This window comes from Rhodococcus sp. NS-SX18 (assembly GCF_057367935.1).
In genome coordinates this window covers 4,088,761-4,114,618 of record NZ_CM170633.1, presented here as the reverse complement: position 1 = coordinate 4,114,618, position 25,858 = coordinate 4,088,761, and the positions used below count along the sequence as shown (strand labels likewise).

27 protein-coding genes are annotated in these 25,858 nt (G+C 71.0%); 12 read left to right on the top strand and 15 right to left on the bottom strand.

The features are described from left to right. The first annotated feature begins 373 nt into the window (after nt 1-373). From AC2IPW_RS18905 to AC2IPW_RS18885, 5 genes are all read left to right on the top strand, one after another. Nucleotides 374-673, top strand: coding sequence for a hypothetical protein (locus AC2IPW_RS18905; RefSeq protein WP_003937394.1), 300 nt, complete (start codon nt 374-376; stop codon nt 671-673). 517 nt (nt 674-1,190) lie between these two features. Beyond that, nucleotides 1,191-2,135, top strand: a complete 945-nt coding sequence (locus AC2IPW_RS18900; RefSeq protein WP_040783049.1) for an ABC transporter ATP-binding protein — start codon at nt 1,191-1,193, stop codon at nt 2,133-2,135. Beyond that, nucleotides 2,132-2,941, top strand: a complete 810-nt coding sequence (locus AC2IPW_RS18895) for an ABC transporter permease (protein WP_003937396.1) — start codon at nt 2,132-2,134, stop codon at nt 2,939-2,941. The genes AC2IPW_RS18900 and AC2IPW_RS18895 overlap by 4 nt, the downstream gene beginning before the upstream one ends. Nucleotides 2,942-2,954: 13 nt before the next feature. Beyond that, nucleotides 2,955-4,409 (top strand): M20/M25/M40 family metallo-hydrolase, encoded by a 1,455-nt coding sequence (locus AC2IPW_RS18890; RefSeq protein WP_486375369.1) that lies wholly within the window; start codon nt 2,955-2,957, stop codon nt 4,407-4,409. After that, complete coding sequence (locus AC2IPW_RS18885; RefSeq protein WP_003937398.1) at nt 4,402-5,253, top strand: adenylate/guanylate cyclase domain-containing protein; 852 nt, start codon at nt 4,402-4,404, stop codon at nt 5,251-5,253. Before AC2IPW_RS18890 ends, AC2IPW_RS18885 begins: the two co-directional genes overlap by 8 nt. On the opposite strand, the gene thiD is transcribed toward AC2IPW_RS18885, so the two are convergent. Beyond that, complete coding sequence (gene thiD, locus AC2IPW_RS18880) at nt 5,225-6,067, bottom strand: bifunctional hydroxymethylpyrimidine kinase/phosphomethylpyrimidine kinase (protein WP_003937399.1); 843 nt, start codon at nt 6,065-6,067, stop codon at nt 5,225-5,227. The two genes, AC2IPW_RS18885 and thiD, sit on opposite strands and share 29 nt — an antisense overlap. A gap of 205 nt (nt 6,068-6,272) precedes the next feature. Between thiD and AC2IPW_RS18875 the strand changes: the two genes are divergently transcribed. Continuing rightward, complete coding sequence (locus AC2IPW_RS18875; protein ID WP_003937400.1) at nt 6,273-6,623, top strand: GNAT family N-acetyltransferase; 351 nt, start codon at nt 6,273-6,275, stop codon at nt 6,621-6,623. A 33-nt stretch (nt 6,624-6,656) separates the two neighbouring features. Here the strand turns inward: AC2IPW_RS18875 and AC2IPW_RS18870 are convergent, their stop codons facing one another. From AC2IPW_RS18870 to AC2IPW_RS18860, 3 genes are read right to left on the bottom strand one after another with little or no spacing between them, the layout of a single operon-like run. Further along, on the bottom strand, nt 6,657-7,460 hold the full coding sequence (locus AC2IPW_RS18870; protein ID WP_003937401.1) for an exodeoxyribonuclease III: 804 nt from the start codon (nt 7,458-7,460) through the stop codon (nt 6,657-6,659). A gap of 9 nt (nt 7,461-7,469) precedes the next feature. Then, a complete protein-coding gene (locus AC2IPW_RS18865) occupies nt 7,470-8,438 on the bottom strand; it encodes an N-acetylglutamate synthase, CG3035 family (protein WP_486375368.1) in 969 nt (322 codons plus the stop codon). Nucleotides 8,439-8,445: 7 nt separating this feature from the next. After that, entirely contained in the window at nt 8,446-9,042 is a 597-nt protein-coding gene (locus AC2IPW_RS18860; RefSeq protein ID WP_054371692.1) for a peptide deformylase, read from the bottom strand. A gap of 134 nt (nt 9,043-9,176) precedes the next feature. Between AC2IPW_RS18860 and napA the strand changes: the two genes are divergently transcribed. From napA to AC2IPW_RS18835, 5 genes are all read left to right on the top strand, one after another. Beyond that, nucleotides 9,177-9,542, top strand: a complete 366-nt coding sequence (napA, locus tag AC2IPW_RS18855; RefSeq protein ID WP_003937404.1) for a nucleoid-associated protein NapA — start codon at nt 9,177-9,179, stop codon at nt 9,540-9,542. Nucleotides 9,543-9,590: 48 nt separating this feature from the next. Further along, a complete protein-coding gene (locus AC2IPW_RS18850) occupies nt 9,591-10,133 on the top strand; it encodes a LytR C-terminal domain-containing protein (RefSeq protein WP_486375367.1) in 543 nt (180 codons plus the stop codon). Between the two features lie 59 nt (nt 10,134-10,192). After that, complete coding sequence (locus tag AC2IPW_RS18845; protein ID WP_003937406.1) at nt 10,193-10,840, top strand: superoxide dismutase family protein; 648 nt, start codon at nt 10,193-10,195, stop codon at nt 10,838-10,840. 79 nt (nt 10,841-10,919) lie between these two features. Next, nucleotides 10,920-12,041, top strand: a complete 1,122-nt coding sequence (locus AC2IPW_RS18840; RefSeq protein WP_054371695.1) for a glutamate--cysteine ligase — start codon at nt 10,920-10,922, stop codon at nt 12,039-12,041. A gap of 64 nt (nt 12,042-12,105) precedes the next feature. Beyond that, nucleotides 12,106-13,437 carry a DUF5933 domain-containing protein gene (locus tag AC2IPW_RS18835; protein WP_486377030.1) on the top strand — a complete coding sequence of 444 codons (1,332 nt, stop codon included), beginning with the start codon at nt 12,106-12,108 and terminating at the stop codon, nt 13,435-13,437. A 31-nt stretch (nt 13,438-13,468) separates the two neighbouring features. Here the strand turns inward: AC2IPW_RS18835 and mnhG are convergent, their stop codons facing one another. From mnhG to AC2IPW_RS18805, 6 genes are read right to left on the bottom strand one after another with little or no spacing between them, the layout of a single operon-like run. Beyond that, on the bottom strand, nt 13,469-13,801 hold the full coding sequence (mnhG, locus tag AC2IPW_RS18830) for a monovalent cation/H(+) antiporter subunit G (protein ID WP_486375366.1): 333 nt from the start codon (nt 13,799-13,801) through the stop codon (nt 13,469-13,471). Further along, on the bottom strand, nt 13,798-14,055 hold the full coding sequence (locus tag AC2IPW_RS18825) for a monovalent cation/H+ antiporter complex subunit F (protein WP_486375365.1): 258 nt from the start codon (nt 14,053-14,055) through the stop codon (nt 13,798-13,800). The genes mnhG and AC2IPW_RS18825 overlap by 4 nt, the downstream gene beginning before the upstream one ends. Continuing rightward, the gene (locus tag AC2IPW_RS18820; protein ID WP_486375364.1) at nt 14,052-14,618 is read right to left on the bottom strand and encodes a Na+/H+ antiporter subunit E; all 567 of its coding nucleotides are present in this window, start codon (nt 14,616-14,618) and stop codon (nt 14,052-14,054) included. The genes AC2IPW_RS18825 and AC2IPW_RS18820 overlap by 4 nt, the downstream gene beginning before the upstream one ends. Continuing rightward, on the bottom strand, nt 14,615-16,204 hold the full coding sequence (locus AC2IPW_RS18815) for a Na+/H+ antiporter subunit D (RefSeq protein WP_289379064.1): 1,590 nt from the start codon (nt 16,202-16,204) through the stop codon (nt 14,615-14,617). Before AC2IPW_RS18815 ends, AC2IPW_RS18820 begins: the two co-directional genes overlap by 4 nt. Beyond that, nucleotides 16,201-16,809, bottom strand: coding sequence for a Na(+)/H(+) antiporter subunit C (locus AC2IPW_RS18810; protein ID WP_003937419.1), 609 nt, complete (start codon nt 16,807-16,809; stop codon nt 16,201-16,203). Before AC2IPW_RS18810 ends, AC2IPW_RS18815 begins: the two co-directional genes overlap by 4 nt. After that, nucleotides 16,806-19,637: a Na+/H+ antiporter subunit A gene (locus AC2IPW_RS18805; protein WP_486375363.1), complete on the bottom strand. Its 2,832-nt coding sequence runs from the start codon at nt 19,635-19,637 to the stop codon at nt 16,806-16,808. The genes AC2IPW_RS18810 and AC2IPW_RS18805 overlap by 4 nt, the downstream gene beginning before the upstream one ends. 230 nt (nt 19,638-19,867) lie before the next feature. On the opposite strand from AC2IPW_RS18805, the gene AC2IPW_RS18800 reads away from it, so the two are divergent. Next, entirely contained in the window at nt 19,868-20,290 is a 423-nt protein-coding gene (locus AC2IPW_RS18800; protein ID WP_486375362.1) for an NUDIX hydrolase, read from the top strand. Nucleotides 20,291-20,301: 11 nt separating this feature from the next. On the opposite strand, the gene AC2IPW_RS18795 is transcribed toward AC2IPW_RS18800, so the two are convergent. The 5 genes from AC2IPW_RS18795 to AC2IPW_RS18775 form a co-directional block, all read right to left on the bottom strand. Further along, complete coding sequence (locus AC2IPW_RS18795) at nt 20,302-21,468, bottom strand: hypothetical protein (protein ID WP_486375361.1); 1,167 nt, start codon at nt 21,466-21,468, stop codon at nt 20,302-20,304. Between the two features lie 2 nt (nt 21,469-21,470). Continuing rightward, nucleotides 21,471-23,651, bottom strand: a complete 2,181-nt coding sequence (locus AC2IPW_RS18790; protein ID WP_416061588.1) for an AAA family ATPase — start codon at nt 23,649-23,651, stop codon at nt 21,471-21,473. 21 nt (nt 23,652-23,672) lie between these two features. Then, the gene (locus AC2IPW_RS18785) at nt 23,673-24,524 is read right to left on the bottom strand and encodes a CDP-alcohol phosphatidyltransferase family protein (RefSeq protein WP_003937424.1); all 852 of its coding nucleotides are present in this window, start codon (nt 24,522-24,524) and stop codon (nt 23,673-23,675) included. 59 nt (nt 24,525-24,583) lie between these two features. Beyond that, nucleotides 24,584-25,297 carry a phosphatidylserine decarboxylase gene (locus AC2IPW_RS18780; protein WP_003937425.1) on the bottom strand — a complete coding sequence of 238 codons (714 nt, stop codon included), beginning with the start codon at nt 25,295-25,297 and terminating at the stop codon, nt 24,584-24,586. A gap of 74 nt (nt 25,298-25,371) precedes the next feature. Further along, nucleotides 25,372-25,839, bottom strand: coding sequence for an SRPBCC family protein (locus AC2IPW_RS18775; protein ID WP_416061587.1), 468 nt, complete (start codon nt 25,837-25,839; stop codon nt 25,372-25,374). Nucleotides 25,840-25,858: the final 19 nt, after the last annotated feature.

Below are 25,858 nucleotides of genomic sequence, written 5' to 3'. Positions count from 1 at the left end.
AGACGATGTGCCCGGGAGTCCGGGTCGGTTCCGGGCAGAGGGGCGGCGACGTCATGTACGAAATGTCCTGTCCGGATCGCAGTTCGGGTGGAACACGGCGAGTGCTACGGCGACGGCGTGCGCGGCGTCGACGGCATGGGCGATCCGGGCGGCGGATCTCTCTCCGTTCCGGCCCCGGCAGTTCGCAGAGCTCGACGGCGAGGTCGGTAGCGCAGCACAGCGCATACCTCGCCCGGCCAATCCCCGCGTAGCTGCCGGTATCGAGCGAATTCAGCCCGAGGGTCGTGTGGATGCACCCCCAGGGTGCGTGGCTGCCGCGCACCCCGCAGCTCACAGTCGATATGTCAGGTCACCATCAGAAAGGACCGGTCCCATGGCAATATCGTTTCTCACTCCGTCGGTCACGATTCCGGTCGGGACGGGCCGCAGGAGCATCCAGCAGTCGGTGTCGTTTCCGCGGAACGTGCTGCGCGCCGGAGTCGCCCTCAACGGCTTCAAGCTCGACTACGACTCCGATGATCACCACATCAACATCGTGGAGGTCGACACCGATCTCGTGTCGATCTCGGGCGGCACAGTGACCTTCCGCGTGGAATGTGACTACGCCGACAAGAATTTCGATGACAAGTACGGCGGCTACGTCACCGCACTCGTCATCGCCGAAACCGCCTGATCGACAGGCTCCGTCCCCACCTGCCGCGCCGCCGTCCACGTCTCGGACCGCGCGTCGACGTCACGGCCCGGCAGGAGGCGACGGGACCGGCCTCATCGGACGTGTCGAATCCCATGAAACAGACTGGAGTGCAACGGAGTCGACACGGCCGCTACCGCAGACTCCACGCCGACCGGACCGAGCCGGGCTCGACCTGACATCACCCGCGCCGGCCGTGTCCCGGCGCTCACCGCCACGACCGGCTGCTCTCGGAATCCGCCGTGACGGCGGCCGGCAGCGGCAACAGCCGGTACTCTCCGGTCCCGTGCCGTCCACCGGCTCGGCGGAACTCGACAACGGGGACGATCGTCACCTCGGTCCCTGCGCCCGATTCGGCGCCTTCTCGCTCGTCGGCTCCGCAGCACCGGCCGGGACGCCTCGCCGTCACCTGCGACGAGCTTCCGCCGGCGACCTGTGCACCGGACTGTGGGGCGACCCGGCGCGGCACGATCGGGCCGAATCGGGCAGGCTGTGGGTCATGATCGAAGTGACCGGACTGACGAAGACCTTCGGTTCCACCGTCGCCGTCGACGACGTGACGTTCACGGTCCGCCCGGGGATCGTCACCGGATTCCTCGGCCCCAACGGCGCCGGGAAGTCCACGACGATGCGGATGATCCTCGGCCTCGACCGGCCCACCGCCGGGACCGCGCTGATCGACGGCGTCCCCTACCGACAGCTGAAACGGCCGCTGCGGACCGTCGGTGCGCTGCTCGATGCGCGCTGGGTGCACCCGAACCGATCGGCGCGGGCCCATCTGCGCTGGCTCGCCGCGTCCAACGGCCTGCCGAACTCGCGCGTCGAGGAGGTGCTCGCGCTCGTCGGCCTGACCGAGGTGGCCGACAAGCGCGCGGGCGGCTTCTCGCTCGGCATGTCGCAACGGCTGGGACTGGCCGGCGCTCTGCTCGGGGATCCGAAGGTGCTGTTGTTCGACGAGCCCGTCAACGGCCTCGACCCCGAGGGCATCGTGTGGATCCGCCAATTCATGCAGGCCCTCGCCGCTGAGGGGCGAACCGTGCTCGTGTCGAGCCACCTGCTGTCGGAGATGGCGCAGACCGCCGACCATCTGCTGGTGATCGGCCGGGGCCGGCTCATCGCCGACACGTCCGTCGCGGAGTTCGTCGAGCGGGCGTCGGAGGCGACGGTGCGGGTGCGCAGCCCGCAGCTCGACACCCTCCGCACGGCACTGGCCGGGCAGGGCCACACCGTCCGGGACGACGACGGCGCGCTGATCGTCAGTGGCGTCACCACCGCGCAGGTGGGGGAGCTCGCCGCCGCGCACTCGGTGGTGCTGCACGAGCTGGCGAGCCGGAACGCGTCGCTCGAGGAGGCGTTCATGAAACTGACCGGAGACGACGTGCAGTACCAGGGAGCCGTGGCCGGAGGCCCGGCCGTGCAGCCGATGAAGGGGGAGCTGCGATGAGCGTGGCGGTCGACAACACCGGGGCGGCGAGCGTGGCCGTCGACACCGTCAAGGCGGAACGGATCAAACTGACCTCCACCCAGTCGCCGTGGTGGTGCACCGTCGTGATCGTCGCGCTCGGCCTGGGTCTCGCGGCGATCCTCGGCGCCGCCTCCAAGGCGAGCATGTCCGTCGACGACGAGGTCGGCCGGTTCTACCCGACCGTGGACGTCGCGGTGAGCGGCGTCGCCGGCTTCGGGGTGCTCGTGCTGATGATCCTCGCGGCGCTGTCGGTGACGAGCGAGTACCGGTTCGGGGTCATCCGCACCACGTTCCAGGCGATGCCGAACCGCAGTGTCGTGCTCGTCGTCAAGGCGCTGCTGATCGGGCTGTTCGGTGCGGTGCTCACCGGCGTGCTGGCGCTCGCGTCGTTCTATCTCGCCAAGGCGCTCGCGGGTCCGGAGGCGGGCCGGGAGCTCGTTCTCGAGGGCGACCAGGCCTGGCGGTCGATCTACGGCGTCTCGATCTACGCGCTGCTGTGCGCGGTGCTCGCCGTCGCCGTCGGGGCGTTGCTGCGCCAGTCCGCCGGCACCATCGCGCTGCTGTTGCTGTGGCCGCTGCTGATCGAGTCGCTGTTCGCGTTGTTCGGCTCGTTCGGCCGGCGGGTGCAGCCCTTCCTGCCGTTCGCCAATGCCAACCACTTCCTCGGCAGCGACCAGGGCATCGACTTCCACTGGGGGCCGTGGGGTTCGCTGGTGTATTTCGCGGTGTTCGTCGCCGTGGTGTTCGCGGCCGCGCTGGTCGTGGTGAACCGGCGCGACGCGTGAGTATCCTCGGCGGATGAACCGGGGAGCGCGGGTACGGGCGGGGGGCGTCGTCGCAGCGATCGTGCTGCTCGCGGCGGCATGTTCGGAGGAGCCACCACCGCCGGTGGATCCGGCCGCGCTGGCGGAGGCCGTGGGAATCGATGCGGTGGTCGGCCACCTCACGGAACTCGACCGTATCGCCACCGAGCACGACGGCAACCGCGCCGTGGGCACCGCCGGTTACGACGCGAGCGTCGACTACGTCGCCGGCCGGCTGCGCGGCGCGGGATTCGACGTGCAGACCCCGGAGTTCGACGTTCGCAGTTTCGACGTCGAGACCGAGACCCTGACCGTCGCCGGCGCGCCGGTGCCGGTCCGGGCCCTCGAGTTCTCGCCGTCGACCGGTCCGGACGGGCTCACCGCCCGGCTCGTGCCGGTGCCCGCCGACGACACACCCGGATGCGAGGCCTCCGACTACGAGGGTCTCGACGTCTCCGGTGCCGTCGCGCTCGTCACCCGCGGCGTGTGCCCGTTCTCCGTCAAGCAGCAGGTCGCTGCGGAACGCGGCGCGGCGGCGCTGCTCGTCGCCAACAACGAGGACGGTGCGCTCGTCGGCGCCACCCTCGGCGAGGAGGGCGACGACCGCGTGCCCGCCGCGGGGATCAGCGGCGCCGACGGCCGCGCGCTCGCCGCCGCCCCCACCACCGTGACCCTCGTCCTCGACACCCGCATCGAGAGCGTGCGCTCACGCAACGTGCTCGCGCAGACGGCCACGGGCTCGACCGACGACGTGGTCGTCGTCGGCGCCCACCTCGACAGCGTCCCGGAGGGGCCGGGGATCAACGACAACGGCACCGGCGTCGCCGCGGTGCTCGAGACGGCTCTGCAACTCGGCAGCGAACCAGGCGTCACCAATGCGGTGCGGTTCGCGTTCTGGGGTGCCGAGGAGGTCGGGCTGGTCGGCTCCACCGACTACGTGGCCTCCCTGGACGACGCCGCCCGCGAGGACATCGCCCTGTACCTGAACTTCGACATGCTCGGCTCGCCCAACCCTGGATACCTCGTCTACGACGGCGACGACTCCGATGCGGTGGGCACCGGTCCGGGACCGGAGGGCTCGGCCGGCATCGAGCGCACGTTCCTGGCGTACCTGACCTCACGCGGCGTCGCCGCAGAGGGGACCGACTTCGACGGGCGCTCCGACTACGGGCCGTTCGTGGACGCGGGCATCCCCGCAGGCGGTGTGTTCTCCGGTGCCGACGACCGCAAGACCCCGGAGCAGGCGCAGAAGTGGGGCGGCACCGGCGACGAACCGTTCGACCCGAACTACCACAGCCCGCAGGACACGCTCGCGAACATCGACCGGGCGGCGCTGGCCGTCGCAGCCTCGGCCGTCGGGTACGCGGTCGGTACGTATGCGCGAGCCGTCACGGGGCCGGACGGGGTACCGGTCGGACCGCAACGCACCGAGGCCCGATCCGATGGATGAGACGCCGGGACTCGGCCGTCGCCTCGCGGACCGGTTCGCGGCCGTGGACCGGCGGCCCGAACTGGTCCGGCTGGCCCGGCGGCTGCGGCGCACGCTGCCCGGCGACCCCGGCTTCGGCGATCCGTTGTCCACGGCGGGGACCAGCGGGCCGCAGGCGGTCGCCCGGCTGGCCGGGCAGTGGCGCACCGCGCGGCTGGCCGGGAGGTGGGGTGGCGTCGACGAGCCGAGCGCGGTGCACGAACTCGGATTCGGCGTGCTGCAGGCATGGCAGGCGCTGCTCGAACGCACCGGCGCCGGTCGCGGCGACCGGGAGGTCACCGTGGTCTTCACCGACCTCGTGGGGTTCTCGACGTGGTCCCTCGCCGCGGGTGACGTCGCCACCCTCGACCTGCTGCGGCGCGTCGCCGGGGCACTGGAGCCGGCGTTCACGGAACGCGGCGGCACCGTCGTCAAGCGGCTCGGCGACGGGCTGATGGTGGTGTTCGACCGGCCGGAACGGGCGCTGGAAGCGATCTTCGCGGCCCGAGCCGCCCTGACCGAGGTGACCGTGGACGGTTACCTGCCGCGGATCCGGGTCGGCGCGCACACGGGCCTGCCCCGGCGGATCGGCAGCGACTGGCTGGGCGTCGACGTCACCGTTGCGGCCCGCATGATGGAACTCGCCGGGAACGGGCACGTGGTGGTGTCGTCCGCGACGCTCGACGCCTTGCCGGCCGGCGCGGTCGACGTGCTCGGCCTCGAGGTGCGCCCGCACCGGCGAGGTCTGTTCACCTCGGCCCCCAAGGGAGTGCCGCCCGAACTCGGGATCTGGCGGGTCAGGACTGCAGTCGCCACAGAGGGTTGACCGGACCGTGCCCGGCGCCGAGGTCGTAGGACCATTCCAGGCACCGGGTGACCCACTCCTTGCCGAACGCGACGGCATCGGGCACGGACCATCCGTGAGCCAGGGCCGACGCGATCGCCGCGGCGAGCGTGTCGCCGCCGCCGTGATCGTTGCCGGTGTCGATGCGGGGACTGGTGAACTCGAGGAATCGATCCCCGTCGAACAGCAGGTCGGTGCTGACGTCGGAGGTGCGCAGGTGCCCGCCCTTGACGATGGCCCATTGCGCGCCGAGGCCGTGCAGGGCCTCGGCGGCGCGGCGCGCGGAGGGGTCGTCGACGACCTCGATACCGGTGATCAGCCGCACCTCGTCGAGGTTCGGTGTGACCACGGTGGCCTGCGGTATCAGGGTGTGCCGCACCGCGTCGAGAGCCTCCGCGTGCAGCAGGGGATCGCCGTGCATCGACGCGCACACCGGGTCCACCACGAGCGGCACCGGTCGATCGCGTCCGATGCCGACCTCGGCGCACACCGCGGCGACCGCCTCGATGATCCCGGTGGAGGCGAGCATGCCGGTCTTGGCGCCCGAGACGCCGATGTCCTCCACGACGCAGCGCACCTGCGCGGCCACCGTCTCGGGCGGGATCTCGTGAAAACCGCTGACGCCCACGGAGTTCTGCACGGTCACGGCCGCGACGGCGACGCAGGCGTGCACGCCGCACATCGCCATGGTGCGCGAGTCGGCCTGGATGCCGGCCCCGCCCCCCGAATCGGTTCCGGCGATGGTGAGGGCACGGACCGGGGTTCGGCCCTTCGGTGGCAGGGGCAGCAGCTTCACGGCTGCGACCCTACCGATCCGGTCCGGTTGCGGGCCCGGCCGGTTGTCGGATGAGCGGCCGCGCGGCCGCCGATGTGCGCTGCCACACCGGCGCAGCGCTGTCCCGGGACAACGTCCAGTTTTGTCCCACACGTCTCGGCAGATGCACCCTGCATGCTCTATAGTGGCGTAGGTCACAGTTCGGTTACGGCACCTCGGAGGGATCATGCTCGTCAACGCGCCGCGCACCGAGGTGACCGACAACAAGGATCAGAACCGCTTCGAGCTACGCCTGAACGGGGATCTTGTCGGGATCCTCGGGTATTTCGACACGGATCGTCCCTCGGGCGTGCCCGGACGCAACCATCCCGTCGTCGATTTCCTGCACACCGTCATCGTCGAGGACTTCGGGCACCGCGGACTCGCGGGCGTACTCGTGGGCCGCTCCCTGGATCTCGCGCGTGAGCGGGGCTGGCGGGTCCGTCCCGTGTGCACCTACGTGCAGCGATTCCTCACCGCCCATCCCGAGTATCGGGACGTCGTGCTGCCGAGCGGACGGACCGCTGCCCGTCGCTGACGCGCGGTATCCGCCGGGCCGGGGTTCGGCTCCTCAGTCCGTGAGGTCGACGACGACGGGCGCGTGGTCGCTCGCGCCCTTGCCCTTGCGCTCGTTGCGGTCGATCTCCGCGCCCGCCACGCGTGCCGCGAGAGCCGGGGAACCGAGGACGAAGTCGATCCGCATACCCTGACGCTTCGGGAATCGAAGCTGGGTGTAGTCCCAGTAGGTGTACACGCCCGGGCCCGGGGCGTGCGGGCGCACCACGTCGGTGAAACCGCTGTCGAGGAACGCGCGGAACGCCTCCCGCTCCGGCTCCGAGGTGTGGGTCTTCCCATCGAAGAATGCCGGATCCCACACGTCCTCGTCGGTGGGCGCGATGTTCCAGTCGCCGACGAGCGCGATCTGCTTCTGCGGGTCGGCGGCGAGCCAGGCCTGTGCGTCGGCGCGCAGCTTCGCGAGCCACTCGAGCTTGTAGACGTAATGGGGATCGGCCAGCTCGCGGCCGTTGGGCACGTACAGGCTCCACACCCGCACCCCGCCGCACGTCGCGCCGATCGCCCGGGCCTCCTGCGCCGGGTCGGCGTCCGGGTCCTTGGTGAACCCGGGCTGGTCCTCGAACCCGATCTGCACGTCGTCGAGGCCGATACGGGAGGCGATGGCCACACCGTTCCACTGGGAGAGCCCGACGTGTGCGACCCGGTAACCGAGCTCTTCGAACCGCTCGTACGGGAACTGCTCGTCCTTGCACTTGGTTTCCTGCATGGCGAGCACATCGGTGCCCGACCGCTGCAGCCAGTCGAGGATCCGGTCGGCACGGGCACGGACGGAGTTCACGTTCCAGGTAGCAAGACGCACGTCCTCACTCTAGGCGAGCGGACGGACAGGTTCCGTCGCGTACCGGTAGCGGTGGTGCTCGACGAATCCGAGCGCCCGGTACAGGCCTCGGGCGGCGCTGTTGTCCGCGGCGACCTGCAGGTATGCGTGGGTGGCCCCGCGGTCGCGTCCCCACTGCAGCAGGGCGCCGCACACGAGTGTGCCGAGGCCGTGCCGGCGGTGTGCGGCGGCCACCTCGACGGCGGTCAGCCCGACCCAGCGCCGGCCGTCAGGGGCGTCGGTGACCGCGGCACGGCCGATGGCCAGGGTCTCCGCATCGCTGCCGATGCGGCCGAACCCCAGCGCGCCGCCCAGGACGGACTCGACGACCGCCCGGCCCTCGGCAGGCACCGGAGCGCCGCGATACCGGTACAGCGACAGCCAGCCGGCGTCCGGGCCGGGGCTCACGGTCACGGGGGTGGCGACGCCGGGCAGCGGCACGTTGTCGAGGTCGGCGGCCAGCACCTGTACCTCGTCGCTCGGGGTCCACCCGTGCGGGATGCGCGCGAGCCGGTCCGGCAGCAGGAGCCGCAGCGGCAGGCCCCGGTCCGCGAACCACTCGCGCATCCGGGCGTGTACGTCCGGGTCGAGGGGGTCCGCGACCGTGCCCGGGTCGCCCAGCGGCGTGGCGGAGTTCGCGCAGCCGGTGAAGCCGGCGCCGGCCCGCAGGAGCCAGCCGTCGATCCAGCCCTGCTCGAGCCCGGGCCAGGCGGCGGCTGCGGCGTTCTCGAGGGCGCGGATCTCGCCGGTGCGGATCGGGCGGGCGCCGAGTGCCTTGAGCGCCACCACGGCGTCGGGCGCGACCTGCACGAGACGGCTGTCGGCGGTGCGGACCACCACGGCCGGGTCGAGGGCGACCAGTTCCCCGATCACGTCGGTCATCGGGTGGCTGTAACCGGCGGGCAGCCGGTAGCGCAGCACCACCCGGGTGCCGACGGGTACGGGCTGCTCGGTCGTCACCGCGGCGTCAGTCCTCGTCGTCGTGGCCGAACGGGTCCTCGACCGTGCCCGGCACCCAGCTCAGGCCGGGCACGCCCCATCCGGCCCGCTTGATGGTCTTCTTCGCGGCCCGGGCGTTGCGGCCGATGAGCTTGTCGACGTACAGGTAGCCGTCCAGGTGACCGACCTCGTGCTGCAGCATCCGGGCGAAGAAGCCGTGGCCCTCGATCTCGACCGGGTCGCCCTGGGCGTCGGTGCCGGTGACCTTCGCCCACTCGGCGCGCCCGGTGGGGAACTGCTCGCCGGGGACCGACAGGCATCCCTCGACGTCGTCGTCGGGGTCGGGCATGGTCTCGGGGATCTCCGACGTCTCGAGCACCGGGTTGATCACCTCGCCGCGGCGGCGGACCACGTTGCCGGACCCGTCCCGGTCCGGGCAGTCGTAGACGAACAGCCGCAGGTCGACCCCGACCTGGTTGGCGGCCAGGCCGACGCCGTTCGCCGCGTCCATCGTCTCGTACATGTCGGCGATCAGCTGGGCCAGTTCGGCCGGCGACTGGGTGACCGGTTTCGTCGGGTGATGCAGGACGGGGTCACCGACGATCCGGATCGGAAGAATTGCCATGGTGCAAGAGGATAGTGGGCGGGACTCGCCCGTCCGTTGAGCCGGTACCTGTCGTACCACCATGGTTGAATTGCCCTCGGAAACACCCGGGTCCGATCGGACGCCGGTGTGATTCGAGGCAGTCGAGGAGTGAGATGGACGGCGCAGCAGCGCATATCGGTAACGAATCCGAGCAGGTTTCCGACCGGAGCAACCACGCCGAGAACAACCCCACCGTCGTGAACCCGGACGAGGCGGGCACGGACGGTCTGTCTCGCCGGGAACGCGACATCCTCGCTTTCGAACGTCAATGGTGGAAGTACGCGGGTGCCAAGGAAGAGGCGATCAAGGAGCTCTTCGGCCTGTCCGCGACCCGTTACTACCAGGTCCTCAACGCCCTGGTGGACCGGCCGGAGGCACTGGCAGCGGACCCCATGCTCGTCAAGCGGTTGCGGCGCCTGCGCGCGAGCCGGCAGAAGGCCCGGGCCGCGCGCCGGCTCGGGTTCGAGATCACCACGTAGTGCGAGTACGACGGTGCTCCGGCGGACGCGGCAACTAAGGTCGACGGCGTGAGCACAACCTCGGAATCGTCGGGTCCGCCGCTGCGAGCGCTCGCGATGGTGCTGATCTCTCTCGCCATCCTGTTCGCCGGCCTCGGCCTCGCCTCGCTCGGAAACTCCGATTCCGAGGGCTCTGTTCCCGAGCCTGCGACCGAACCGGCGGCCGCGCCGGCGACCACATCCGCGACATCGGCGCCGCTCGCCGCGACACCGGCGCGGACGACCACCGCCGGTGCGACGACGACCGTCTCCGCCACCACCTCCTCCCCGGTGGCCGCCACCGCACCGGTACGAGTGTTGAACAACAGCAACGTCACGGGCCTCGCCGCCCAGACGGCCGGCCTGCTCGAGGACGAGGGATTCACCGTCGCGGAGACGGGCAACTACAGCGACGGGGTGATCGCATCCACGTCCGTGTACTACGGCACGGGTCCGGGGGAGCGGCAGACCGCCGAGGCGGTGGCCGAGGCACTGGGGGTGACGGCACAGCCGCGCTTCGCCGGGATCGCGGACTCCGCGCCCGGGGTCATCGTCATCGTCACCTCGCCGTGAGGGCGTCCGCCGCCCGGTTATGATCGGGTGACTTTTCGCCACTTCGAAGGAGCGGTTTGATGGCCTCGAGTTCCACCCGTCGCATGTCCTGGCGTGCCCTGGCCCCGATCGTCGCGATCGCTGCGGTGGGCCTGAGCGCGTGCTCGAACAGCGAGGAGCCGAGCGACACCCCCGGCACCACCCCGCCGGTGTGGACGGGATCCCCCGCTCCGGAGGGTGCCGACGAGGCCCACGGCGGCGGCGCGGTCCCGGGTGAGGCCACGGAGGGTGCATCGGGTGGTCACGGTGGCGCGGACAACTCCGCCGAACTGCGGACCCCGGCGGACGAGGCCGCCGGCACGGTCACCTTCACCGAGGTCGACGGAGGCGTCGAGGTCACCGTCGATCTCGAGGGTATGCCGACCGGCTACCGCGGCGTCCATGTCCACGAGGTCGGCAAGTGCGAGACGAACTCCACCGCACCGACCGGAGGCGCACCCGGCAACTACCTGTCCGCGGGCGGGCATCTGCAGGCCGGCGGCAACACCAGCGTCCCCGAGAGCGGTGACCTCGGCGCGGTCGTGGTGCGCGAGGACGGCACCGGGTCGCTGACCGTCGTCACCGAGGAGTTCACCCTCGAGGACCTGCAGGGCGGGGACGGCACCTCCGTCGTCGTCCACGAGGAAACCGCCGGCGGCGAACGTCTCGCCTGCGGCGTCGTGTCCTGACGGCGACCTCCCGGCACTGCTTTCCCCAGGGCCCCGGCGACCGGCGACGGTCGCCGGGGCCCTGTGGTTGGATCGACTCGTGCCCGTTCCGTTTCCCGGTTCGCCCCGCCCGACCCTCGGCGTCGAGTGGGAGATCGCGCTGGTGGACAAGAAGACCCGCGACCTGTCCAACACCGCCGCCGTCGTCTTCGACGCGGTCGAGCAACGTGCCGGTCAGACCCCGCGGCTCACCAAGGAGTTCCTCCGCAACACCGTCGAACTCGTCACCGATGTGCACGACACCGTCGCCGAGGCCGTCGACGACCTCGCCGAGTCCCTCGACCTGTTGCGCACGGCCGCCGATCCGGCGGGTGTGGATCTGATCTGCGCCGGCACCCATCCGTTCGGACAGTGGACCGACCAGGTCGTCACCCGGTCCCCGGACTACGACGAGATGATCGAGCGCACCCGCTGGTGGGGCCGGCAGATGCTGATCTGGGGGGTGCACGTCCACGTCGGGGTCTCCTCCGCCGAGAAGGTCATCCCGATCCTCAATGCACTGCTGGTGAAGTACCCGCACATGCTGGCGCTGTCGGCGTCCTCGCCGATCTGGGCGGGTGTGGACACCGGCTACGCGAGCAACCGTGCCCTGATGTTCCAGCAGCTGCCGACGGCCGGATTGCCGTACCACTTCGAGAGCTGGGCACAGTACGAGAGCTTCATCGAGGATCAGCTCAAGTCCGGTGTCATCACGAAGCCGGGCGGCATGCACTGGGACATCCGCCCGTCGCCGCGGTGGGGCACCATCGAGATCCGGGTGTTCGACGGCATCACCAACAAGGCCGAGCTGGCCGCCCTCGTCGCGCTCGTGCACTCGCTCGTCGTGTACTACGACGAACGCCTCGAGCAGGGCGAGCAGCTGCCCACCCTGCAGCCGTGGCACGTCAAGGAGAACAAGTGGCGTGCCGCCCGCTACGGCCTCGAGGCCGAGGTGATCCTCGACCCGGTGTGCCACGAACGGCTCGTCACCGACGACCTGAACGACCTGCTCGAGCAGCTCACACCCACGGCAGTGCGGCTCGGCTGTGCGGACGAACTCGCCCAGGTGGCGCAGATCCCCGTGCGAGGCGCCTCCTACCAGCGGCAACGTCGGATCGCCGAGCAGACCGGCGGCGACCTCGTCGCCGTGGTGGATTCGCTGGTCGAGGAACTGCGGGCCTGACCCGGCGGCCGCGTTCCCGCGCAGTTCACCGGCTGTTTACCATGTGTCGGTGTCGATCCGAGGGGTGGAGCGCCCGAAGGCGCAGCAGGCGCATGTGCCGCAACTGTTCGTTCCACTCGCTCTGATCGGTGCGGTCCTCGGTGTCCTCGTGGCCGAGGTGGTCGCGCGGTACAGCGGGTTCCCCGGGCTGGTCCCCGCACTCGTCGGTGACGTCGTCGCCGTTCCGACGTCGGCGTCCGTGCCGTGGGCCGGTCTCGCGCTGGCAATGGTCGGTCTGACCACCCGCCTGCGGGTCGTCTCCCTCACTGCCGCGGTGCTGCTCGACGCGGCATTCGCGGCCGAGCGGTACCTCACCGGCGGACCCCTGACGGCGGGGAACGGTCCGACGATCGTGCTCGTGCTGCTCGCCGGATACGCCGCGGTCGCGTTGCAGGGCGGCCGACGCCGCGGCGCGCTGCGCGGCATCGCCCTCGGCGTGCTGCTCGTGCTCTCCGTCAAGATCGGCGACACCTGGCTCGAGCTGACCGCGCAGACCCGGCCGGAGGTGCTCGACGAGTACGTCCAGCTCGCCGACCACGCGCTGGGCAATCCGTCGTGGCTGGCCGGTCAGGTCCTCGAATGGCTCGGACCCGGCGTGTACGCCGTGCTGCACTGGGTGTACATCGAACTGCCCGTCGCGGCGATCGTCGTCGCCGTCTACCAGCTTCGCCACGTCGGCGACGGCCGTCCCTGGCCCGCGCACCACCTGGTGCGCACCTTCCTGCTCATCGGCCTGGTGGGTCCGCTGATCTACATGCTGTTCCCGGTGGTGGGCCCGATCTTCGCATTCGGCGAGCACGGCGAGGGCTGGCAGGTGGGGACCTTCTGGCCGGGTACGGTGCCGTGGAATCCCGACCCGCAGCCGATCCCGTTCGACACGATCACCCCGCGCAATTGCATGCCGAGCCTGCACACCGCGTGGGCGCTGGCGCTGTTCCTGCACACCCGCGGCGGTCCCGGCTGGCTGCGGCTCCTCGGCACCGGATGGCTCGGGTGCACGCTCGCCGCCACGCTGGGCTTCGGTTACCACTACGGCGTGGACCTCGTCTCCGGCGCGGTACTGTGCCTGACACTCGAGGCGGCGCTGCGCGACCCGGACCGCGGGTGGGGCTGGTTCCGCATCCGGCTCGTCGCAGGCGGTACGGCGGTGCTGGCCGCGCAGCTGACGGCCTACCGGTACCTGCCGGAGCTCATGGCGGAGCACCCGCTGCTCGCCGGGCCGCTGTTGATCGGTTCGCTGGTGGTGGTGGCGGTGGCCTTCCACGTCACCTTCACGAGCACCGGCGCGTCCCCCGAGGGCACCCCGTCCGGATCCGGCGCGCCGACCCGGGCGGACACCACGAACGAGTCCTTATGACGTCCGCGTCGGCCCGAAAGCCGGGTGGACGTCAATCCGAGGGCAGTTCGTCCGGCGTCGGGAGGCCGTCGCGACCGAGTTGTTCCCGGTAGGCGACCCGCCCCACCCGGTGCGCGACGACCGGTGCGGTCAGCACCATGAACATCGACGCGAGCACCAGCATCCAGATGTCGACGCTGCCCCGCAGGTTGAGGATTGCACCGCTCAGCACGAGCAGGACCCCCACCACCTGCGGCATGGTGGCGGGGTGCATGCGTGCCAGGGTGTCGCGGAAGCGCACAACCCCGATCGCCCCGGCCAGGCAGACCGCCGAGCCGAGGAGGATGAGGATGTGACCGACCACTTCCAGGATGTCCGTGATCATTCGTCACGCACCCGGAAGCGAGCGATGGACACCGAACTGATGAAGCCCACCAGGGAGAAGGCCACGAGCGCCGGAACGATGCTGGTGTCGCGGCTGTAGACCGCCCACACTGCGATCCCGCACAGCGTGAGGGCCAGGATGCAGTCCATGGCCACCAGCCGATCCAGGGAACTCGGTCCGGCCAGCACCCGGAATACCAGCAGCGCGGCTGCCGACGCCAGCAGCACGCCGGAGATTGCCAGGATCACCATCATGCGATGTCCTCCCTGTTTGCCGAGGTCGGGTCCCGGTACCAGGGACTCGGCTGCCACTCGGAGTTCCGTTCGAACGTCGAGATCAGCAGCCGCTCGATCCGGCGCGCCGACCGGTAGAACTCGGCCACCGCCCGGTCGCTGCTCAGGTCGAGGACGTGCACGTAGACGATCCGTCGCACCCGGTCGATCTCGAGCACCATGGTTCCGGGAATGTTGTTCATGATGTCGGTCCACAGGGTGAGGACCAGGTCCGACTTGATGATCAGCCGGCAGCGCAGGACCCCGGTCAGGGGACCGGGTCCCGGCCGGATGCTCAGCCAGGCCACCGACGCGGTGCTCCGGATCGTGTCGCCGACGATGACAAGCGCCAGTTTGACCAGGGAGAACAGGTGGACCCGGCCCTCGACCGGCACCCTCGGCAACGGCAGCAGGAACATGATCGCCGACGCGACGACGAGGCCGCTGAGGGCGTTCGCGACGGAGAAGGTGCCCCACAGCAGCACCCAGACCAGGACCATCCAGGCGAGGACGAGGACCCGGAGCAGCGATGCACGTCTGGTCATTCCGGCACTCCTCCCAGGACCGCCTCGACGTAGACGGAGCGGTCGCGCAGGTTCGCCGCGGCACGATCGCTGATGTCGATCAACGGGCCGGCGAAGACGGTGAGACCGAGGCCGACGAGTGCGAGACCCACCGTCGGGACGAGCATCGCGGGGGGCATGCGTCCCACGTCCGCCCGGTCGCCGAAGGCGATGTCTTCCTCGGAGCGGTCGAGCAGTGCGGACGGCGCCGTGTCGGCGAGGTCGCCTTCGGGTGCGTCGGCACGCGCGCGCCAGAACGCCTTCGTCCACACGCGGGCCACCACGTAGAGGGTGAGCAGGCTGGTGGCGGTGCCACCGGCCACGAGCACCCACGCCAGTACGGAGCCCTCGGCTGCGCCGGCCTGCAGGAGCGCCACCTTCCCGATGAAACCGGAGAACGGCGGGATGCCGCCGAGGTTCAGGGCCGGGACCAGGAACACGATCGCCAGCAGCGGACTCGCCAGGGCCAGACCGCCGAGACGGCGCAGGGACGCCGATCCGGCCTGGCGTTCGATCAGCCCCACCACCAGGAAGAGGGTGGTCTGGACGAGGATGTGGTGCGCGACGTAGTACACCGCCCCCGACAGCCCGGCCTGCGTCGACAGGGCGACGCCGAACACCATGTAACCGATGTGGCTGACGAGGGTGAACGACAGCAGGCGCTTGATGTCGTTCTGCGCGATGGCACCGAAGATGCCGACGAGCATCGTGAGCAGGCCGGCGATGAGCAGGACGTTGTCGAGTTCCCCGCCCGGGAACAGCAGGGTGTGCGTGCGGATGATCGCGTACACGCCGACCTTGGTGAGCAGACCGGCGAACACCGCGGTGACCGGTGCCGGGGCGGTGGGGTACGAGTCGGGCAACCACGAGGACAGGGGGAAGACGGCGGCCTTGATGCCGAACGCGACGAGCAGGACTCCGAAGATCGCCGCCCGCGTGCCGGCGGGCACGTCGTCGAGACGCACGGACAGCTGAGCCAGGTTCAACGTGCCGGTGGCCGCGTAGGCGAGCGCGATCCCCGCGAGGAAGATCAGTGACGAGACCATCGACACCATCACGTACGAGACGCCGGCGCGCACCCTGTCGGCGCTCGCCCCCAACGTGAGCAGCACGAACGACGCGGCGAGGAGGACCTCGAAACCGACGAACAGGTTGAACAGGTCTCCCGCCAGGAATGCGTTGCACACGCCTGCCGTCAGCGCCAGATAGGTCGGCAGGAAGATCGACACGGGTTGCTGCTCGTTGCCGTCGTGGATGCCCTGACCCACGGCGTACAGCATGACGGCGAGCAGCACGATCGCCGACACCACGAGCATGAGGGCGGACAGGCGGTCCACCACCAGCGTGATCCCGATGGGCGCCTCCCATCCGCCGACCTGCAACGTCGCGATGCCGTCCCGGTCCGCGAGATACAGCAGCAGGCCCGCCACGACGAGCACCGCGACGAGGGACACGACGGTGACGGCACGCTGGGCACGCGGCCGGCGCCCCAGGATCAGGGTGGTAGCCGCCGCGAGCATCGGAATGAGGACGGGCAGCGGTACGAGGGCGGCTGCGGACAGGGTCATCGGTTCCCTCCTCGCGGGGACGGCGCATCGTCTCCGCGTGCCGGTTCACCGTCGCTGTAGGCGGAGTCGGTCTCGTCGTCGAAATCCCCGTCGTGCAGGTCCTCGTAGCACTCGAGATCCTCGATGTTGGTCAGCTCCTCGAGAGGGATGGGGTTGCCGGCGGAATCGAAGGCGTCGCCGATCTTGCTCGGCTCGCCCGTGATCGGATCGTCCGATCGGTCCCGGTCCGGGGCGTCGGCGAGAGCCCGGCGCTGGGACACCTTGGTGTCCTCGGGATCGTTCTCGACCTCGTCGCGTGCGCTGAGCGTGAAGGACCGGTACGTCAGGGCGAGCACGAACGCCGCGATACCCATCGTGATGACGATGGCGGTCAGGATCATCGCCTGGGCGAGCGGATCGGCCATCTCCTCGTGGAGTTCGTTGCCGAATCCGATGATCGGCGGCTCGCCGGCGGGACCGGCGAGCCCGATGATCAGCAGGTTGATGCCGTTGCCGATCAGCAGGAGCCCGAGAAGCATCTTGATGATGCTGCGCTCGAGCAGGAGGTACACACCGGAGGCGACGAGCACACCCGTGGCGATGAGCAGGGTCAGGTTGACGGTCATCGGCGTTCACCGACGATCTCGGCGTCGAGCCGGGCCCCGAGGCTGCGGAGCACATCGACCACCAGGCCGACCACGATCAGATACACACCGAGATCGAAGAACAGGGCGGTCACCATCTTGACGTCTCCCAGGAGGGGCAGAGTGAGTTCGAGTGTCGCCGAGGAGAGCGCGGGCGCCCCGAGGAACAGCGAGACGAGCGCGGTGCCCGCCGAGAAGGTCAGGCCCAGGCCCAGGATCTTGCCCGCGTCGATCGGGACGGCCTCGCCGAGTTCGTAGCGACCACCGGCGAGATAGCGCAGCACCAGCGCCAGGCCCGCGGTGAGCCCACCGGCGAAGCCGCCGCCCGGGGCGTTGTGGCCCGCGAAGAAGAAGTACACCGACAACACCATCATGGTCGGGAAGACCAGCCGGGTTGTGACCTCGAGGATCAACGACCGGTGTCGCGGATCGATCAGGTCCCCACCTCGGAGCCAGGTCGTCTCGGTGCTGGCGGCCACCGCATCGAGTTGTGCGGCGGGGGCGTCGGCGACCCGGGGGGCCGCTCCGAACCGCCGGGTACGGAAGACCAGGCTCGCCACGCCCGTCGCGGCCACGAGAAGTACCGAGATCTCCCCGAGGGTGTCCCACGCCCGGATGTCGACGAGCAGGACGTTGACGACGTTCTTGCCGTCGCCGGACTCGTAGGCGGCCTGCGGGAGGAGCAAGGCGATCGGTTCGGTGCTGCGGGCCGCGACGGCGAAGGCCCCGATTCCGGTGACCGTCGCGCCGACGGCCACACCGAGGAGGGCTCGGCGGAGGCGGTTGCCGGCGACGTGCCGGTTCTCGGCCGGCAGCTTGCGCAACACCAGCACGAAGATCACCAGCGTGAGAGTTTCCACCAGGGCCTGTGTCAATGCGAGGTCCGGTGCGCCGTGGAAGGCGAAGAGCAGGCCGCAGCCGTATCCGGTCAGGCCGACGACGAGCACGCCCGCGATGCGGTTGCGCATGATCGCGGCGGCGAGGGCACCGCCGATGATCGCGAGCACCACCACGAACTCGAACGGACTGTCCCACCAGCGGAGCCGGGGACGTTCCGCGACACCGAACACGAACAGCAGGATCGTGGGGAGCAGGACCAGCGTCATCAGGATCGTCGCCTGGGTCAAGGGCAGCGAACCACGCTGGAGGAAGCCGGTCAGACGCATCGACACCGTGTCCATGAGCCGCAACGTCTCGTCGTACATGCGGTCGGCGTTGCCGAGCATCGGACGCTCGAACTTCAGGCGCGAGATGGTGCGGTGTGCGAAGTACAGCGCGGTTCCGCCGACCACGACGACGGCGGTCAGCACGAGGGGGAGGCCGACGCCATGCCACAGCGCGAGGTGGTACGGCTTGTCCAGGGTGCTGGGCAGCGTGTCCGCGTACGGCGAGAGCAGCGTGTCGATCCACGGCGCGGCGAGTCCGGCGGCCAGGCCGCCGAAGGCCAGGACGGTCGGAGAGAACAGCAGCAGAGGCCCGGGCGCGTGGAAGCCCTGCACGGCCGGACTGGGGCGCTTGAGTTGCTTGCGTCCGAAGGCGCCCCACACGAACCGGATGCTGTACGCCAGGGTGAGGATCGACCCGACCACGATCGCAGTGAGGACTGCGATCCGTGCCCACGGACTCAGCAGGGTCGTCACCTGCACGGCCTCGAGGGCGGCCTCCTTGCCGACGAACCCGATGAACACGGGCAACCCGCCCATGCTCATCGCGGCGACGGCCGCGACTGCCGCGAGGAACGGGGCCCGTTTCCCGAGGTGCGCGAGCTTGCGGATGTCGCGGGTGCCCGCGCCGTGGTCGACGATGCCCACCACCATGAACAGGCACGCCTTGAACATCGCGTGGGCCACGACCATGGCCATGCCCGCCAGTGCTGCCTCCCGGCTGCCGATCCCGACGAGCGCGATGAGGAAACCGAGCTGGCTGACGGTGCCGAAGGCCAGGATCAGCTTCAGGTCGAAGGCCCGGAACGCGCGCCAGCCGGCGAGCAGCATCGAGGCCAGGCCGAGGGTGACCACGATGGGCCGCCACGGCGCCGCATCGGCGAACGCCGGAGCCAGCCGCGCGACCAGGTAGATGCCCGCCTTCACCATCGCGGCGGCGTGCAGGTACGCGGAGACGGGGGTCGGGGCCGCCATCGCGCCGGGTAGCCAGAAGTGCAGCGGGACCACCGCGGACTTCGAGAGGGCGCCGACCAGCACCAGAGCGATACCCACCCCGGCCAGCCAGCCGCTCGGGGCGGCCGCGATCACGTCGGAGAGGTTGTAGCTTCCGACCAGTTGCCCCAGCACGATGACGCCGACGAGCATCGCGAGGCCGCCGGCGGTGGTGACGAGCAGGGCCTGGGTGGCCGCGCGGCGGCTCGACGCCCGCTCCGCGTAGTGGCCGACCAGCAGGAACGACAGGACCGTGGTCAGTTCCCAGAAGATGTAGAGAACCAGCATGTTGTCGCTGGTCACGAGGCCGAACATGGCCCCGGCGAAGGCGACCATCTGGGCGGCGAAGATGCCCAGGCGGGGCTCGTCGTCGGTGAAGTACCGGGCGCAGTAGAGCAGAATGAGCGCGCCGATGCCCAGCACCAGCGCCGACATGATCGCTGCGAGGGAGTCGAAGCGCATGTCGATGTTCATCGACAGACCCGGAGCCCAGGCGATCTGCAGGGTGCGTTCGGTGCTCCAGTTGCCGATCACCCAGCCGAGGCTCGCCAGCGGCACCAGCGCCAGCGGCAGGAACGCATTTCTCCCCATGACTCTGACCAGAGGCGGCGCGACGAGAGTGGCGACCGCGTGGGCGATGAGTATGGCGAGCAAAAGGCACTCCGTCGGGGTCGGGCCTGGCGGCGGGGTGTAACAGGCTTGCAATTGGCGGGCGTCGCCCGCTGGGGGCGATGCCCGAACTACGCGGAACCGGGAAAGCCCCGGCACACGCGCTGCTGTGCAAATGGACAAATCGGATTGACTGAAGTCTACCGGTATCGTTCACAACGTTGCGAACGGACCGTCGACGCTCAGGCGCCCGACTCCCATCGTAGAGTCCCTCCATGCCCGCCACCGGCCCGATCCGCACCGCCGCGCTCGCGTACGTCCGCGACGGACGTCTGTTGCAGACCCGTTCCGTCGGCAAGACCGCCTTCTACATGGCGGGCGGCAAGATCGATCCCGGTGAGACACCCGAGCAGGCACTGCACCGGGAGATCCGCGAGGAACTCGGCGTCGGCCTCGTCGACGGCACCGTGGCCGAGATCGGGATCTTCGAGGCCGACGCGTTCGGACACCCGCCCGGCACCCGCCTGCACATGACCTGCTTCACGGCCGAACTCGCCGGAGAGCCACGTCCGGCGGCGGAGATCGCCGAGCTCGGCTGGTTCACGATCGCCGACTACGCCGCCCTTCCCGAGGTCGCGCCGGGCTCGATGCTGGTGTTCGAGCACCTGCACGCACTCGGTTTGGTCCGGGCTCGGTGAGATCGGTCACGTCAACCCCGGCAGCGCCAGGCGCACACCGCGACGGTTGCCGCCAGCGCGCCGGTGAGCATCCGCTGGTCGGCGGGTAAGGCCCCTACCGCGGCGACCGTGGCCGCCGCGAACGGCAGCCCCAGCCCCATCGCGGCGACCGGCGCCGTCCGCGGCAGTGCCGCCCCCAGCGCGAGCCCGGTACCCGCGGCGACCAGGGCGACGCGCACCAGCAACTGCGGGCCGTCCGTCCCGACGCCCGGCCACAGCGCAGCGGTCAGCGTGACGATCAGGGCCACCCCGAGTCCCAGCTCGACGCGCGGAACCCGCCACGCGAGTGCCGCTCCCGCCGCGACGGCCAGCAACCCGGTCGCGGGCACCCACGCGGACACCTCCGTCCCGGCGAGCTCGTCGACGAGCGGGTACGCCGCGGCCGTCGCCCCGAGCGCGGCGACGGGGAACCGGCCGTCCGCGAAGGGCAGGACACGGGCGACGGCTTCGACGCCGAGCACCGTCGCGGCGAGCGCGCCGACGACGACGGGCCACATCCACGTCCCCGCCGCATACTCGTCCACCCAGCCCCCGAGCACGTGCATGCCGACGACGAGCGCCGCCGTCGCCCCGACCGCGACGATCGGCATCCGTGCATCCGCCCGCTGTACCCGGGCTCCGGGCCCCGCGACGAGCGCTGCGAGCACCACGGCTCCGGCCCCGACGGCGAGCGGCCACTGCAGCGGCGACGGCAGTGCCGACGACTGCAGCGACGTCTCCGCCGGGCCGGCGACGAGGAACGCCGCCCACGTCCCGGTGACCACCGCCCACGGCCCGATCGGTTCCCCCCACACCGCGGCGACCGCCGACCCCAGCAGGATCCCGGCGGCTCCCGCGCCGATGAGGTCCAGCACGGTGAGGGTGTCGACGTCGGCGGTCGGCACCGCGAAGCGCACCGTGGCGAGCACCACCGTGCAGCCGGCGGCCAGCAGCCACGCCGTGCGGCGTGAGCCGGAGTGTTGCAGCCCCGCGACCGCCAGCACCGCCGCCACCGCGAACACGATCGGTGCCGCCGCGCTGCCGGTGCCGGCGGGGAGTGCCACCACGTCCACCGACACGGCGAAGCCGGCGAGAGCGCCCGCACACAACGCGGCGAGCCCCGCGACGGGTTCGTCCACTCGCACCGTCACGGCCGGCATCGTCAGCGTCCTTCGGCGTAGGCGCGCAGGTGTTCGACCTGGGCGGCGTCCAGCGAGGGGCGCACCGTCTTCTGTGCCGCCGCCACGTCGCCGGCGGTGACCGCCGCGGCGTCCACGCTGCGGCGCATCGCCGCGAGCGCCGCTTCCCGCAGCAGCGCCGCACAGTCCGCCGCGGAGTAACCGTCGAGGTCGGCGGCGAGGGCATCGAGGTCCACGTCGTCGGCCAGCGGCACCGACCGGCCCGCGGTGCGCAGAACCGCCGCGCGCGCCTCGGCGTCCGGCGGCGGTACGAACACCAGCCGTTCGAGCCGGCCGGGGCGCAGCAGCGCCGGATCGATCAGGTCGGGCCGGTTGGTGGCGCCGAGCACCACGACATCGCGCAGTGGTTCGACCCCGTCGAGTTCGGTGAGCAGTGCGGCCACCACCCGGTCCGTGACCCCGGAGTCCGAGCTCTGCCCGCGTCTGGGGGCGAGCGCGTCGATCTCGTCGAGGAACACCAGTGCGGGTGCCGAGTTGCGGGCGCGCTGGAACAGTTCCCGCACGGCCTTCTCCGAGGCGCCCACCCATTTGTCCATCAACTCGGCGCCCTTGACGGCGTGCACGCTCAGCTGTCCCGAGCTGGCCAGTGCCCGTACCAGGAAGGTCTTGCCGCACCCCGGGGGCCCGTAGAGCAGCACACCGCGCGGCGGCTCGACACCGAGGCGCGCGAAGGAATCGGGGTGCTGCAACGGCCACAGCACCGCCTCCGTGAGCGACTGTTTGGTGTCGACCATGTCGCCGACGTCGTCCAGGGTGACGCTGCCGATGGCCAGCTCCTCGGTGCCCGATCGTGACAGGGGGCGGATCACCTCGAGCGCACCGAGGAGGTCGTCCTGGGTCAGCTCCGGCTCGGTGTCGTCGCGACTGGCCCGCGCGGCCGCCCGCAGAGCCGCCTCCCGGCACAGGGCGGCCAGGTCGGCGACGACGAAGCCGGGTGCGCGGGCGGCGACGGCGTCGAGGGCGAGGTCGCCGGTGGGCACCCGGCGCAGCAGCACGTCGAGGAGGGCGCGACGGGTGGCGCCGTCGGGCAGCGGCAGGGCCAGTTCCCGGTCGCAGATCTCGGGGGACCGGACCCGCGAGTCCACCTCGGTGGGGTGCGCCGTGGTCGCGACGAGCGCAACCCCGACGGTGTCGACGGCGCGGCGCAGTTGGTCGAGGATCAGCGCCGACACCGGTTCGGGATTCGCGGGCAGCAGCGCATCGATGTCGGTGACCAGCAGGACCCCGCCGGCGGCCAGGTCGGCGACGGCGGCCGTGACGCGGCGCAGCCGGTCGTCGGCGGCGGTGGCACCCACGCCGGGCCCGTCGAGTTCGACGACGCGACGGTGGGCGAGCACCGCCCGGGCGAGGGTGGCCTTGCCGACGCCGGCGGGCCCGGTGATCAGCACTCCCAGGTGGGGGGAGGCGCCGAGGGTGCGCAGCAGTTCCGGCTCGTCGAGGGCCAGCTTCAGCCACTCGGAGAGCTTGCCGGCCTGGGTCTGCACGCCGACGAGGTCCTCCACCGGTGGCGGCGGCGGGGTGGGAACCGGGGACCGGGCCGACCGCACGGCTGCCGGACGAGTCTCGGCGACGAGTCGTCCGGCCGGGGCGCTGCCCCAGCTCACCGCGGTGTTCGGCTGCACGCTCACCGGTGCGCCGGGGTCGACGGCGGTGACGGTGAGCAGTTCCGTGGTCCAGGCGATCCCGAACGTGCGGGACAGGGTGCGGGTGGTGGGGGCGGTACTCGTACCCGGACCGAGATCGCGGGGCAGCAGTGACACCGCGTCGCCGACGGTGAGGACCTTGCCCAGCAGTGCCTGACGCAGCGTGACGTCGTCGATCGTGTGGGTGGCGAGCGCCGATCCGGCGACCGCGACGGTGCGGGCACCGTGGACGACGACCGGGCCGACGAGGACGGTGGCGTCCTCGCGCAGCCCCACGTTGGACAGCGTGACGTCGTCGAGCAGGATCGTGCCGGTCGGGGTGCCGGCGGGGGCGAGGCCGGCGACGGCCGCCGTGCGGCGCCCGCCGATCAGGCCGATCGCATCCCATTCGCGCAGGCCCAGCGCGGTGAGCACCTCCGGGTGCACGCGGACGACGCCGCGGCGCGCATCGGCCGCAGAGGTGTTCAGACGGACGGTCAATGCGAGTTCGGGGCTGCTCACCCCGCCGAGCCTAGAGCGTCGTCAGCGTCCGCGGGGGCGGCGCAGACCGAGCCGCGCGGCGGACTGCCGGGGTTGCGGAGCGCGCCGGATCCCGACCCGGCGAGGCCGCAGGGCGCGGTGCTCGGCGCGCAGGGCGCGCCGCTCGGACGGTTTGATGTTCCACGTCTCCGGCCGCGCCGCCACCCAGCGCTTGGAGCGGACCGCGAACGGGATGTGCGCCAGGTACAGGCCGACGAGGACGAGCATGAGCACGTACGGGTAGGTGACCAGTGCGGCCGCCGCGACCGCCACGAGCACCAGCAGGACGACTGCGTAGCGCGGTGGGACGGACACCGACTTCATCGCCAGGGTCGGGATCTGACTGACGACGAGGGCGGCGGTGAGCAGCGTCCAGACGGCCACCACCGGGTAGGAGTCCCACCAGCCGTCGCCCCACTGGACGTGCGCGGCGACCGGTGCCAGGGCGACGAGGGCGCCGGCGGGGGACGGCACGCCGACGAAGTACTCGCGGGCGTACGCGGGCACCGTGTCGTCCTCGAGCAGCGTGTTGAACCGGGCCAGGCGCAGCACGATGCTGACCGCGTACAGCAGGGCGACGATCCAGCCGAAGGGGCTGCCGTCCAGCAGCGTCACGTACAGCACGAGGGCCGGCGCCACGCCGAACGCGACCGCGTCGGACAACGAGTCCAGTTCGGCGCCGATCTTGGTGGTGGCGTCGAGCAGGCGGGCGATGCGTCCGTCGAGGGAGTCCAGCACGGCCGCCGCACCGATCATGCCCAGCGCGGTGCCCAGCTGGCCGTCGAGGGCGAACTTCACCGCCGACAGCCCGGCGGAGAGCGCAAGGATCGTGATGACGCTCGGCAGGAGCCGCACGGCCTGCGGGCGCCCGCGACGTCTGCGCTCCGGGGCTGCCTGGGAGGCCGGGGACGGGCTCACGGCAGCTGCGCGATGACGGTCTCGGCGCCGATCGTCTTCTGCCCGCGTTCGACGAGGAGAGTGCTGCCCGGGGGCAGATAGGTGTCGACGCGGGAACCGAAACGGATCAGGCCGTAGGTGTCGCCGATCGGCAGGGTGTCACCCACCTGGGCGTCGCACACGATGCGGCGGGCGAGCAGCCCGGCGATCTGGACGACGGCCACGTCGGCCCCGTCGCGCGTCTCGAGCAGCATGCTGTTGCGCTCGTTGACTTCGCTGGCATCGGCGAGATCGGCCGAGAGGAACTGCCCGGGCCGGTGCACGACCTTGGAGACGGTGCCTCCGACGGGGCTGCGCTGGACGTGCACGTCCAGCACGGACAGGAAGATGCTCACCCGCGGCCGTGGCTCGGTACCCATCTCGAGTTCGGCGGGCGGCACCGCGGTGTCCACCAGTGCCACCTCACCGTCGGCCGGGGCCACGACGACGCCGACCCGGTTCGGCGGCACCCGGTGCGGATGCCGGAAGAACCCGGCGGTGGCGGCGGCCGAGGCGAGGCCGGCGCGACGGATCCACTTGCGGTTGCGGCCGAGCGCCGCGACGGCGAGCGGCGCGGCGACGAAGGGGATGCCGGCCGGGTGGAGCGGTGGAATCGTCTTGCGGACCAGTTCGAGTACGTGTTCGACGCTGGTGGGCGGTGGGGTTCCGGGGGGTGTGGGCTTTCGGGCCACGGCTCCTCTTAGTGTCGCGCGGTGTGACCCGCGGGCGTGCGGCCCGCGGGCTATCACAGCCTACGCGAGGAGGGTCACCGGGCGAGGGCCGCGCCCTCGGCCTCCCGTTTGATGCGTGCGAGGGTGGCATTCATGCCGACCACCATGTCGTCGTCGAAGGCGGTGGCGCCACCGAGAACCTTGTCGATGAGGAACTGTGAGACCTTGCTGGTGCCGTTGGGGGCTTCCCGCCTCTGGGTCACCCGGGTGCCGGTCTCGGTCGGATCCAGAGTGAACGACCAGACGGTTCCGTTCTCCGCGACCCGGAAGCGGAGCAGGCGGCCCGGCTCGAACGAGAGCACCTTGGCGGTGGTGGGCCACACGAGCAGGCCCTTGCGGTTGATGTTGATCGTCTTGGTCCCGGGGCCGACGGGTCCGCCGAGAACGACCATCTTCCGGCACTGCGGGCTCCATTCGCCCATCCGCTTCAGGTCGGAGATCACCTGCCACACCTGCTGCGGCGATGCGGTGATCTCGACGGTGGCTTCGAGCGTCTTCGACACGGGGGTCCTCCCTGATCCT

What these genes read in the sequence shown, in the direction of transcription:
- AC2IPW_RS18825 (WP_486375365.1), bottom strand. Translation starts at nt 14,055, where the DNA reads ATGATGGTGATCCTGGCAATCTCCGGCGTGCTGCTGGCGTCGGCAGCC.
- AC2IPW_RS18890 (WP_486375369.1), top strand. Translation starts at nt 2,955, where the DNA reads ATGAACCGGGGAGCGCGGGTACGGGCGGGGGGCGTCGTCGCAGCGATC.
- mnhG (WP_486375366.1), bottom strand. Translation starts at nt 13,801, where the DNA reads ATGATCACGGACATCCTGGAAGTGGTCGGTCACATCCTCATCCTCCTC.
- AC2IPW_RS18810 (WP_003937419.1), bottom strand. Translation starts at nt 16,809, where the DNA reads ATGACCGTCAACCTGACCCTGCTCATCGCCACGGGTGTGCTCGTCGCC.
- AC2IPW_RS18795 (WP_486375361.1), bottom strand. Translation starts at nt 21,468, where the DNA reads ATGCCGGCCGTGACGGTGCGAGTGGACGAACCCGTCGCGGGGCTCGCC.
- AC2IPW_RS18900 (WP_040783049.1), top strand. Translation starts at nt 1,191, where the DNA reads ATGATCGAAGTGACCGGACTGACGAAGACCTTCGGTTCCACCGTCGCC.
- AC2IPW_RS18885 (WP_003937398.1), top strand. Translation starts at nt 4,402, where the DNA reads ATGGATGAGACGCCGGGACTCGGCCGTCGCCTCGCGGACCGGTTCGCG.
- napA (WP_003937404.1), top strand. Translation starts at nt 9,177, where the DNA reads ATGGACGGCGCAGCAGCGCATATCGGTAACGAATCCGAGCAGGTTTCC.
- AC2IPW_RS18905 (WP_003937394.1), top strand. Translation starts at nt 374, where the DNA reads ATGGCAATATCGTTTCTCACTCCGTCGGTCACGATTCCGGTCGGGACG.
- AC2IPW_RS18895 (WP_003937396.1), top strand. Translation starts at nt 2,132, where the DNA reads ATGAGCGTGGCGGTCGACAACACCGGGGCGGCGAGCGTGGCCGTCGAC.
- AC2IPW_RS18875 (WP_003937400.1), top strand. Translation starts at nt 6,273, where the DNA reads ATGCTCGTCAACGCGCCGCGCACCGAGGTGACCGACAACAAGGATCAG.
- AC2IPW_RS18820 (WP_486375364.1), bottom strand. Translation starts at nt 14,618, where the DNA reads ATGACCAGACGTGCATCGCTGCTCCGGGTCCTCGTCCTCGCCTGGATG.
- AC2IPW_RS18860 (WP_054371692.1), bottom strand. Translation starts at nt 9,042, where the DNA reads ATGGCAATTCTTCCGATCCGGATCGTCGGTGACCCCGTCCTGCATCAC.
- AC2IPW_RS18815 (WP_289379064.1), bottom strand. Translation starts at nt 16,204, where the DNA reads ATGACCCTGTCCGCAGCCGCCCTCGTACCGCTGCCCGTCCTCATTCCG.
- AC2IPW_RS18845 (WP_003937406.1), top strand. Translation starts at nt 10,193, where the DNA reads ATGGCCTCGAGTTCCACCCGTCGCATGTCCTGGCGTGCCCTGGCCCCG.
- AC2IPW_RS18800 (WP_486375362.1), top strand. Translation starts at nt 19,868, where the DNA reads ATGCCCGCCACCGGCCCGATCCGCACCGCCGCGCTCGCGTACGTCCGC.